A 10,043-nucleotide genomic window follows, 5' to 3' on the forward strand; every position below is an offset into this window, starting at 1 on the left:
AAAAATGCAAAGAGATACATTATTTTCCGCTCCGATTGAGAAATTGGGCGATTTTACTTTTGATGAATCGGTTGCTGAAGTGTTTTCGGATATGATCCAACGCTCCGTGCCGGGCTATTCCAATATTATTACTGCTATTGGAATGTTGGCGGAGCGTTTTGTCACAGATAATTCAAATGTTTATGATTTAGGTTGTTCACGAGGCGCAGGGATTTTATCTATTCGCCGTAATGTGAATGCGAAGAATGTGCAGATTATCGGGGTAGATAATTCTCAGCCGATGGTTGAGCGTTGTAAAACCCATTTAAGTGCTTATCACTCTGAGATCCCGGTGACGATTTTACTTGATGATATTCGCCACATTGAAATTAAAAATGCTTCAATGGTGGTACTTAATTTCACCTTGCAATTTTTACCAAGAGAAGATCGCCTAGCATTATTACAGAAGATTTATCAAGGATTAAATGCCAATGGCATTTTAGTGTTATCGGAAAAATTTACCTTTGAGAGTGAGGAAATGAACGAGCTATTGATCGACCTTCATCACACATTCAAACGAGCAAATGGCTACAGTGAATTGGAAGTCAGCCAAAAGCGTAATGCTTTGGAAAATGTGATGCGAACAGATAGTATTGAAACCCATAAAAAACGTCTGCAAGAAGCTGGTTTTACACAAGTTGAACTTTGGTTTCAATGCTTTAATTTTGGCTCAATGATTGCAATTAAAGCCTAACAAGCGGTGATATTTGTAAAATTTTTTGCAAATTCTTGATAAAAAGCAACCGCTTGCATTCTATCTATTTCTTTATAATAAAAGTCAGTTAGAATCAGTTATAATGCACCACTACTTATTTAGGAGGAAAAAGGTATGGCAACGATAAAAGATGTCGCAAAATATGCTGGTGTATCGACTACAACGGTTTCTCACGTTATAAACAAAACCCGCTTTGTAGCAGAGGACACTACAAAAGCAGTTTGGGAGGCTATTAAAGCGCTGAACTATTCTCCTAGTGCTGTAGCGCGGAGTTTGAAAATTAATACGACTAAATCTATCGGTATGATCATTACAACCAGCGAATCACCGTTTTTCGCTGAAATTGTGTTAGCGGTAGAGGAATTTTGCTATAGCAAAGGGTATTCACTATTTTTGTGCAATACTCAAAACAAACTTGAGAAAATTCAAAATCATTTAGATATGCTCATCAAAAAACGGGTTGATGGCATTTTGGTGATGTGCTCCGAATATACAGCTAATTCATTTGATATCTTTGAAAACAGCAATATCCCAATGGTGATTATGGATTGGGGACGAAGTGATGAACGCAGTGATATTATTTTAGATCACGGTGTTGAAGGTGGCTATATTGCGACTCAGCATTTAATTGAAAACGGGCATCAAGATATTGCTGTAATTACCGGCAATAGAGATAAAGAAATTGCAAGAACCCGTTTTGAAGGTTTTAAAAAAGCGCTATCTGAGGCGGGTTTGTCTATTCGTGAAGAATGGATTCAAGAAGGCGATTTTGAACCTGAGGGGGGGTATGAGTGTATGAATAATTTGCTTAAGAGCAGTGAAAAATTACCAACCGCGGTTTTTTGTTTTAATGACTCAATGGCACTAGGGGCAATTTCAGCTATTACCGAAAAAGGGCTGAATGTGCCGCAAGATATTTCAGTGATCGGGTATGATAACGTGCATAGCTCACGCTTTTATGCACCGCCTCTTACGACAATCCATCAGTCAAAATCTCGCTTAGGCTCGGCAGCATTAGAATTATTATTAGAACGTATTGAAGATAACGAAAACGCAAAAGAGCCTAAAGTATTAGAGTTCTTTCCTGAATTGGTCAAACGTAAATCGGTTCGGAATTTAAACATTAAGGAGTAATATGGAAACATTGATTGAATTTTTTAGTAGCTATGGTTATTGGGCTGTTTTTCTTGTGCTACTTGCCTGTGGTTTCGGTGTGCCGATTCCTGAAGATATTACGTTAGTATCCGGTGGTGTTATTTCAGGATTAGGCTACACCAATGTGCATTGGATGCTGGTTGTTAGTATGTTAGGAGTATTAGTTGGCGATAGCACAATGTACTGGCTAGGTAGAATCTATGGCGAAAAAATTCTCAAATTTCCATTAATCAGGAATGTTGCGACACCTGAACGTTTTGCAACCGTGCAAGAACGTTTTGAAAAACAAGGATGGAAACTACTTTTTATGGCTCGTTTTTTACCTGGCTTGCGCGCGGTGGTTTACTTAGTTTCAGGTATTACCAGAAAAGTCAGCTTCGTAAAATTTTTATTAGTTGATTTCTGTGCCGCTATTATCTCTGTGCCAATTTGGGTTTATTTAGGCGACTATGGGGCATCTAATTTGGATTGGCTAAAAGAACAAGTAGCTAATGGGCAGCACCTCATTTTTGCCATTTTAGGCATTGTTATTCTATTTTTAGGCTGGAAATGGTATAAAAATAAAAAGCAGTATAAAAAGTGAAACAAAAGACGAGCATTTCATCTTAAAAAGATATAATAGCAAAACAGTTGGTAAGAATAATTATAAATATCCATTACCAACTGTTTTTTTGAACTATATTTTAACTTAAAAAATTAGGTTTAACTGTGTCACTTTTTCTTGAAGAAGAACGAAATAACAGTAAGTATTAAAAAGACAAAAAAGAGAATTTTGGCAATTTCAGTAGCACTTCCAGCAATACCACCAAATCCTAATAGCGCTGCGATTATAGCGATGACAAAAAATACGACTGCATAATGTAACATAGTTATACTCCTTACTGTGTAATAAACTGATTAAAAAACTAACATAGTTAATGTATGATTGCAAGGCATGTACTATATTAATCTTGATTAATCCGACTTGAAATGGCACTTTGCTGGTTCTTATATTTTGCATCTTTTCGCGCATTATAGGGTTTTGCAGCATCACCACTTAAAATCTCAAAGCTTAATGCGCCAATTGCCATATTAGGGCGTAAAGCTAGGGGTAATTTTCCAGCATTAAAAAATTCCAATACAATTTTGCCTTCCCAACCCGGATCGATTCTGTGGGCGGTAACGTGTACCATTAAGCCTAATCTAGCAAGTGACGAACGACCATCTAACCATCCAACAATATTGGCTGGTAAGGAAACTGATTCAAGGGTTGTTGCGAGTGCAAGGTCACCGGGATGAAGGAAAAATGCTTCATCATCACCGATGATAATTTCATCACTCATCACTTTATTTAACTGGGCGGCAACTTCTTCTCGAGGGCCACTTAAATCAATATAGGGCGTTTTATGTTCACGAAATACACGAAACGAATTACCTAAACGCACATCTGCAGTGGCGCCAGAAATTTTATCGTCTGAAGGTCGAGGCGTTATGGCAATAATACCTTCATCTAAGTAACGTTTAATATCTGTATCACATAAACGCATATTTAGCTCCTATTTTATTTTAGTAATTGCTTAATTTGTGCTTTAAGAATATCAATGGCAATACGGTTTTTGCCACCTTTTGGCACAATAATATCAGCATATTGTTTAGAGGGTTCGATAAATTGTAAGAACATTGGGCGAACGGTTTTGCGATATTGACTAATCACTGATTCCATCGAACGTCCACGTTCCACCATATCACGTTGTAATCGGCGGATAAAGCAGATGTCCAGAGGAGCATCTACGAAAATAGAAACATTAATTTCATTGCGAATATTCTCATCTGTCAGCAATAAAATACCTTCTAAAATAATGATTTTCTTTGGTTCAAAGTGCTTCGTGGTCGTTTTACGATTATGTTCGGTATAGTCATATTCTGGAATTTCAATCGCATTACCTTGTTTTAATTGGCGTAAATGTTCAACCAATAAATGATGATCCATTGAATTAGGGTGATCGTAATTGGTTTTAATCCGTTCTTCCATTGTTAGATGAGATTGATCTCTATAATAAGCATCTTCGGAAATAATACCGATATTATCTGTTCCCAATTCATTTTTGAGTTCTTTATAGATGGTTGAGGCAATCAGGCTCTTACCTGAGGCAGATGCGCCGGCAATCGCAATGACAACGCAAGATGAAGTCTGGCTAGTATCAGTCATAAAAAATTTCCTATTCAGTCAAAAGAGTATTCGATAAATTATACCGAAGTTTTGCAAAATTTTCTGTATAATTGACCGCTTGTTATGCGATTTTGGAGAAAAAATGGATATTTTCATTCAAGGATTTATAGTGTGTTTTGGCTTAATTGTCTCTATTGGCGCACAAAATGCCTTTTTATTAAAGCAAGGGATTTTAAAACAACACATATTTTGGATTGCATTGCTCTGTTTTTTAGGTGATGTATTTTTAATGACGATAGGTGTGCTAGGCTTAGGCACGTTAATTGCGGAATTGCCTGTTGTAAGTTTCATTATTTCGCTTTTAGGGGCCATTTTTCTATTAAGCTACGGTAGCCGTTCATTTATCAGCGTATTTAAAAGTGGTGAATACCTTGTGGCAAGTGGAGAGAATGCAACGAGCTTAAAAAAGGCTTTACTGATTACCTTTGCGATTACATTCTTAAATCCTCACGTTTATATTGATACGGTTGTGATTGTAGGCAGTATCGGTGGGAAATTAGATTTTAACGGTAAAATATACTTTTTAGCAGGTGCATTACTTTGCTCATTTATTTGGTTTTTTGGCATAGGTTATGGAGCAAGCTTACTTTCCCCTTATTTTGCAAAGCGAAGAACTTGGCAAATTTTAGATGCTGTTACCGGGCTAATTATGTACTTTATCGCTTTTAGTTTACTGATTTATACTTATCAACTTGCTCTGCAAATTTTCTAGTGGAGTTTAAATTTTTTCATTGATGAATGACGGGCTTTTTTGCTATATTAGTAGCAATGTTCGAACTATAAAATGTGCTTATTTTTGAATAATTTTATTTTAACGGATTCTTTTATGTTTAAAAAATTTTTAGGATTATTTTCAAACGATCTTTCTATCGATCTCGGGACAGCAAATACACTGGTTTATGTTAAAGGTCAAGGTATTGTGCTAGATGAACCCTCAGTGGTTGCTGTACGTCAAGATCGTATGGGATCGCTAAAAAGTATTGCGGCGGTAGGCTCACATGCAAAATTAATGCTAGGCCGTACACCAAAAAGCATAATGGCGATTCGTCCAATGAAAGATGGTGTCATTGCGGATTTTTTTGTAACAGAAAAAATGTTGCAACACTTTATTAAACAAGTACATAGTAATAACTTTATGCGCCCAAGCCCTCGTGTATTAGTGTGCGTGCCAGCAGGTGCAACACAAGTGGAACGCCGTGCAATTAAAGAATCTGCAATTGGAGCAGGAGCGCGTGAAGTCTATTTAATTGAAGAGCCAATGGCGGCTGCAATCGGTGCAGGTTTGCCGGTTCACGAAGCAATGGGATCAATGGTAATTGACATTGGTGGCGGTACAACCGAAGTGGCAGTGCTTTCTTTAAACGGCATTGTGTATTCAACTTCTGTGCGTATTGGTGGTGATAAGTTAGATGAAGCTATTATTGCTTATGTACGTCGTCATTTTGGTTCTGCTATTGGTGAAGCAACGGCAGAGCGAATTAAACAAGAAATTGCTAGTGCTAAGATTGAATCCGATGATGATGTTAAAACAATGGAAGTACACGGACACAATTTAGCTGAAGGCGCTCCTCGTACTTTCGAGCTTAACTCAAGACATGTATTAGAAGCAATTGAACAACCATTAAATGGTATTGTAGAGGCAGTTAAATCAGTCTTAGAGCAATGCCCACCTGAATTGGCAGCAGACATTTTTGAGCGCGGTATGGTGTTAACAGGAGGTGGTGCATTATTACATAATTTAGATCGTTTACTTTCTGATTCAACTGGCGTGCAAGTCGTAGTAGCAGAAGATCCATTAACTTGTGTAGCTCGTGGTGGTGGTAAAGCATTAGAAATGATCGATATGCACGGTGGTGATGTATTTAGTATTGATGATTAATACATTTCTCTTAGCAGCTGTTTAAATGGAGGTTGGCAATGGATTGATTCTATTGTCAATTTTCGTTATAGATTCCCAATAAATTCACATATATTTCTCTAATGAAACCTATTTTTGCTAAAGCTCCCTCTTTAGGGATGCGCCTGATTATCGCAGTGATATTTTCTATTATGCTGATTATTTCCGATGGGCGTAGCTCTTTAATGATTCAAGCGCGTAATCTATTAGAAACCGCGGTAAGTGGATTATATTATTTTGCTAATACCCCCCGTTCAATTTTAGATGGGGTAAGTGGCAATTTTATTGATAATAATAAATTACAGCTTGAGAATAATTTATTAAAAGAGCAGCTAAGAGAAAAAAGTGCCGATTTATTATTGCTTGATCAGCTAAAGGTTGAAAATCAGCGTTTAAGATTGTTATTGAGTTCTCCGCTTCGGCAAGATGAGTATAAAAAAATTGCTGAAGTATTAGCTGCTGAGATGGATGCTTATCGTCAGCAAGTAGTGATTAATCAAGGGCGTTTAGACGGTGCTTTTGTCGGGCAACCTATTATTGATGAAAGAGGTGTTGTTGGACAAGTTATTTCTGTAGGGGAAAAATCTAGCCGTGTTTTATTGCTCTCTGATATTACTCATGCTATTCCTGTTCAAGTGCTACGCAATGATGTACGTGGCATTGCCAGTGGTACAGGGGTGAATAATGAATTGGTCATTGATAACTTGCCTCGTTCTATTGATGTGGTAAAAGGTGATGTGCTGGTGACTTCAGGCTTAGGTGGACGTTTCCCTGAGGGATATCCGGTGGCGATTGTAGAAACGGTTGAAAATGATACCAAAAGTCAATTTGCCAGAATTGTTGCTCGTCCGTTAGCCTCATTTGATCGCTTACGTTACTTATTACTGCTTTGGCCGACGGCGGAAGAGAAAAACTACTCCCAAAGCTTGTCGCCAGCGCAAGTACGTGAAGTTGTTGAAGAAAGACGTAATAGCGTGAATCCATTTGAACGTTTAAAACAGATGTCTAACAAGAAAACTGAAGTGCAGCTAGAGGCAAAAGAAGAACAAATAGAGAATGATGAGATAAATGAGAATCCGGCAGCACAACCAGAAGCGGAAAATGAACAAAACTATCATACGGAAGAAGGAGCGGAATAATGAGAACAAACCCGATTTTTCAGATCCTTGTGATAATTTCGATTTTTGTGGTTGCTTTTGTACTTGAGATTATGCCTTGGCCGGTAGGATTCCAAGGGCTACGCCCTACTTGGGTCGTTTTGGTGTTAATTTATTGGGCATTGGCATTACCTGATAAAATGAGTGTGGGGACAGCTTTTATTGCCGGCATCGTCTGGGATCTGATTCTTGGCTCGATTTTAGGCATCCACGCCTTAGTGTTATCGGTGGCGATTTATTTTGTTGCGAAATACCATCTGATTCTGCGAAACTTATCGCTATGGCTACAAAGCCTATTAGTAATGGCATATATTGTGCTGATCCGTTTCTTTATTTTCGTGATTGAATACATTTTACACAGTGCCGAATTTAATTCACAGGAATTGTTAGGTGCTGTAATCAGTGGTGTGCTTTGGTCTTGGATTTTCTTATTAATGCGTCATATTCGTCGCCAACTGCGGTTACGTTAAGAGGTTAAAATGAGTAGTTTGTCTTTTGATTTTAGTGAAGATTTTCGACCGCTTGCAGCCAAAATGCGACCTCGAAACTTGGCTGAATATGTCGGGCAATCTCATTTAATTGGCGAAGGCAAACCGTTACGCAGAGCGATTGAAGCCGGACATAGTCATTCTATGATTTTTTGGGGACCGCCCGGCACCGGAAAAACGACCCTAGCTGAAATTATCGCCCATCATCTTGATGCGGAAGTTGAACGTATTTCCGCTGTGACCAGCGGTGTAAAAGAGATCCGAGAGGTGATTGAACAAGCCAAATTAAACCGCCAAGCCGGCAGACGAACGTTGCTTTTTGTGGATGAAGTTCACCGCTTTAACAAAAGCCAGCAAGATGCGTTTTTACCGCATATTGAGGACGGCACTATTATTTTTATTGGTGCGACTACCGAAAATCCCTCTTTTGAGCTAAATAACGCACTGCTTTCCCGAGCCAGAATTTATATTTTAAAGCCGTTACAAGCGGTCGAAATTCTAAAAATTTTGCAAATGGCGATAGCCGATACCGAACGTGGTTTAGGCAATGAAACTTTGGTACTTGAAGATGATGTACTGGCATTGCTTGCTGATTATGTTAATGGTGATGCCCGTTTTGCCTTGAACTGTTTGGAATTAATGGTAGATATGGCACAAGATTCAGCTAAAGGGAAAGTGCTGAATAAAAGTTTGCTGACCGAAGTGTTAGGCGAACGACAAGCTCGTTTTGATAAAGGCGGTGATCGTTACTATGATCTCATTTCTGCGTTACATAAATCCATTCGAGGCTCATCGGCTGATGGAGCATTATACTGGTATGCCCGAATTTTAACCGCCGGTGGTGATCCGCTTTATGTGGCAAGAAGGCTGCTTGCGATTGCTTCTGAAGATATTGGTAATGCCGACCCTCGAGCAATGCAAATTGCGATTGTGGCTTGGGATTGCTTTACCCGAGTGGGGGCTTATGAAGGTGAAAGAGCGATTGCCCAAGCGATCATTTATTTGGCAGTTGCCCCAAAGAGCAATGCGGTCTATCAAGCTTTTAATGAAGCAAAGCGCCTCGCTAAAGAGGCAAAAGACTACGATGTGCCGGCGCATTTGCGTAATGCTCCCACTCAATTAATGAAATCTTTAGGCTATGGCGAAGAGTATCGCTATGCCCACAATGAGCCAAACGCTTATGCCGCCGGGGAGAATTATTTCCCGCCTGAGCTGAAAGATACCGAATTCTACTTCCCAAGTGAGCGGGGAATGGAAAAACAGATTAAAGAAAAAATGGCGTGGCTGAAAGCACAGGATCAAGCCAGCCCGATTCAACGTTATAAATAAATATGACAAGCGGTCTAAATCAGCAAAAAATTTGCAAATTTTTCCGAAAAAATAACCGCTTGTTTTACTTGCCTTTGAGAACCAATATGTTTGATATTTTATTTCCGGCTTGGCTTGCCGGTGTTTTGTTAGCCTTTATTACCGCACCTCTAGGGGCTTTTGTGGTGTGGCGAAAAATGGCGTATTTCGGCGACACACTTTCGCACTCTGCATTGCTCGGCGTGGCATTAGGGATTTTTTTAGAACTCGATCCGTATCTTGCTGTAATTGGAATGACTATTCTTCTTGCATTATTGCTGGTTTGGTTGGAGCAAAAAACCAATTATTCGGTGGATACCGTGTTGGGGATTATCGCCCATACTAGCCTTTCTCTCGGGGTAATTACCATTAGTTTGTTGGATAATGTACGAGTGGATTTGATGTCTTACTTATTCGGCGATTTACTGGCAATTAATTTTTCTGATGTGGTGTTTATCGGAATCGGAGCAACCCTAATTTGTTTGATTTTAATGCTGTTTTGGAAGCGGTTGTTGTCGATTACCATCAGCCCGGAACTTGCTCAAATTGAAGGATTAAATGTGGCTCGCTTACGTTTATTGCTGATGATTTTAACCGCATTAACTATCGCATTAAGTATGAAATTTGTCGGTGCTTTAATTATTACCTCACTGCTGATTATTCCTTCCGCTACTGCAAGACGTTTTGCTAAAACGCCTGAAAAAATGGTGCTGATTGCAATTTTATTCAGTATTGTTGCAGTAACCGGCGGTTTATTGCTATCCGGCTGGAAAGATACTCCGGCAGGACCATCGGTAGTCATTTGTGCCGGCTTGATTTTCCTATTATCGCTATTTAAAAAAGAATACCATTAAACAGAATAATGTATGAAAATAAAGCATAAGATTTTTATGTAAAGGGCATTGAATTTTCTAATCAATCTGTTTAAATGTAGCTATTATTTTTGGGGCTGTCCTAGATAACTAACCTAAACTACCCTTAACCAATTGTTTTAAAAAGGATATTTGAGATTTTAAGTCACTGTGATTAAAACGCC

The 10,043-nt window shown here is 38.8% G+C and carries 12 protein-coding genes and 1 pseudogene; 9 read left to right on the top strand and 4 right to left on the bottom strand.

Features of this window, described 5'->3' with window-relative positions; all coding sequences use genetic code 11:
* Positions 1-4 precede the first annotated feature (4 nt).
* From cmoA to EDC41_RS10910, 3 genes are all read left to right on the top strand, one after another.
* Positions 5-733, top strand: coding sequence for a carboxy-S-adenosyl-L-methionine synthase CmoA (gene cmoA / locus EDC41_RS10900; RefSeq protein WP_006252001.1), 729 nt, complete (start codon positions 5-7; stop codon positions 731-733).
* A 135-nt stretch (positions 734-868) separates the two neighbouring features.
* Positions 869-1,888, top strand: coding sequence for an HTH-type transcriptional repressor PurR (purR, locus tag EDC41_RS10905; RefSeq protein ID WP_006248949.1), 1,020 nt, complete (start codon positions 869-871; stop codon positions 1,886-1,888).
* Position 1,889: 1 nt separating this feature from the next.
* A complete protein-coding gene (locus tag EDC41_RS10910) occupies positions 1,890-2,492 on the top strand; it encodes a DedA family protein (protein WP_006248950.1) in 603 nt (200 codons plus the stop codon).
* Between the two features lie 128 nt (positions 2,493-2,620).
* On the opposite strand, the gene EDC41_RS10915 is transcribed toward EDC41_RS10910, so the two are convergent.
* The 3 genes from EDC41_RS10915 to udk all read right to left on the bottom strand — a co-directional run bounded on the left by EDC41_RS10915 (position 2,621) and on the right by udk (position 4,097).
* Positions 2,621-2,776 carry a DUF1328 domain-containing protein gene (locus tag EDC41_RS10915; protein WP_006248951.1) on the bottom strand — a complete coding sequence of 52 codons (156 nt, stop codon included), beginning with the start codon at positions 2,774-2,776 and terminating at the stop codon, positions 2,621-2,623.
* Between the two features lie 77 nt (positions 2,777-2,853).
* Positions 2,854-3,435: a dCTP deaminase gene (gene dcd, locus EDC41_RS10920; protein WP_006248952.1), complete on the bottom strand. Its 582-nt coding sequence runs from the start codon at positions 3,433-3,435 to the stop codon at positions 2,854-2,856.
* 14 nt (positions 3,436-3,449) lie between these two features.
* Positions 3,450-4,097, bottom strand: a complete 648-nt coding sequence (udk, locus tag EDC41_RS10925; RefSeq protein WP_006248953.1) for a uridine kinase — start codon at positions 4,095-4,097, stop codon at positions 3,450-3,452.
* A gap of 103 nt (positions 4,098-4,200) precedes the next feature.
* Between udk and EDC41_RS10930 the strand changes: the two genes are divergently transcribed.
* The 6 genes from EDC41_RS10930 to znuB all read left to right on the top strand — a co-directional run bounded on the left by EDC41_RS10930 (position 4,201) and on the right by znuB (position 9,861).
* Positions 4,201-4,830 carry a LysE/ArgO family amino acid transporter gene (locus EDC41_RS10930; RefSeq protein WP_006248954.1) on the top strand — a complete coding sequence of 210 codons (630 nt, stop codon included), beginning with the start codon at positions 4,201-4,203 and terminating at the stop codon, positions 4,828-4,830.
* A gap of 114 nt (positions 4,831-4,944) precedes the next feature.
* Positions 4,945-5,997, top strand: a complete 1,053-nt coding sequence (locus tag EDC41_RS10935; RefSeq protein ID WP_006248955.1) for a rod shape-determining protein — start codon at positions 4,945-4,947, stop codon at positions 5,995-5,997.
* A 101-nt stretch (positions 5,998-6,098) separates the two neighbouring features.
* Positions 6,099-7,154, top strand: a complete 1,056-nt coding sequence (gene mreC / locus EDC41_RS10940; protein ID WP_006248956.1) for a rod shape-determining protein MreC — start codon at positions 6,099-6,101, stop codon at positions 7,152-7,154.
* A complete protein-coding gene (gene mreD, locus EDC41_RS10945; RefSeq protein WP_006251998.1) occupies positions 7,154-7,642 on the top strand; it encodes a rod shape-determining protein MreD in 489 nt (162 codons plus the stop codon). Before mreC ends, mreD begins: the two co-directional genes overlap by 1 nt.
* A 9-nt stretch (positions 7,643-7,651) precedes the next feature.
* Positions 7,652-8,989, top strand: coding sequence for a replication-associated recombination protein A (locus tag EDC41_RS10950; protein WP_006248958.1), 1,338 nt, complete (start codon positions 7,652-7,654; stop codon positions 8,987-8,989).
* Positions 8,990-9,075: 86 nt separating this feature from the next.
* Complete coding sequence (gene znuB, locus EDC41_RS10955) at positions 9,076-9,861, top strand: zinc ABC transporter permease subunit ZnuB (protein ID WP_032844585.1); 786 nt, start codon at positions 9,076-9,078, stop codon at positions 9,859-9,861.
* 108 nt (positions 9,862-9,969) lie between these two features.
* Here znuB and EDC41_RS10960 read toward each other — a convergent pair.
* Positions 9,970-10,043: pseudogene (locus EDC41_RS10960) on the bottom strand (IS1595 family transposase); the annotation flags it as partial.

Source organism: Mannheimia haemolytica (assembly GCF_004342115.1).
Lineage (GTDB): Bacteria > Pseudomonadota > Gammaproteobacteria > Enterobacterales > Pasteurellaceae > Mannheimia > Mannheimia haemolytica.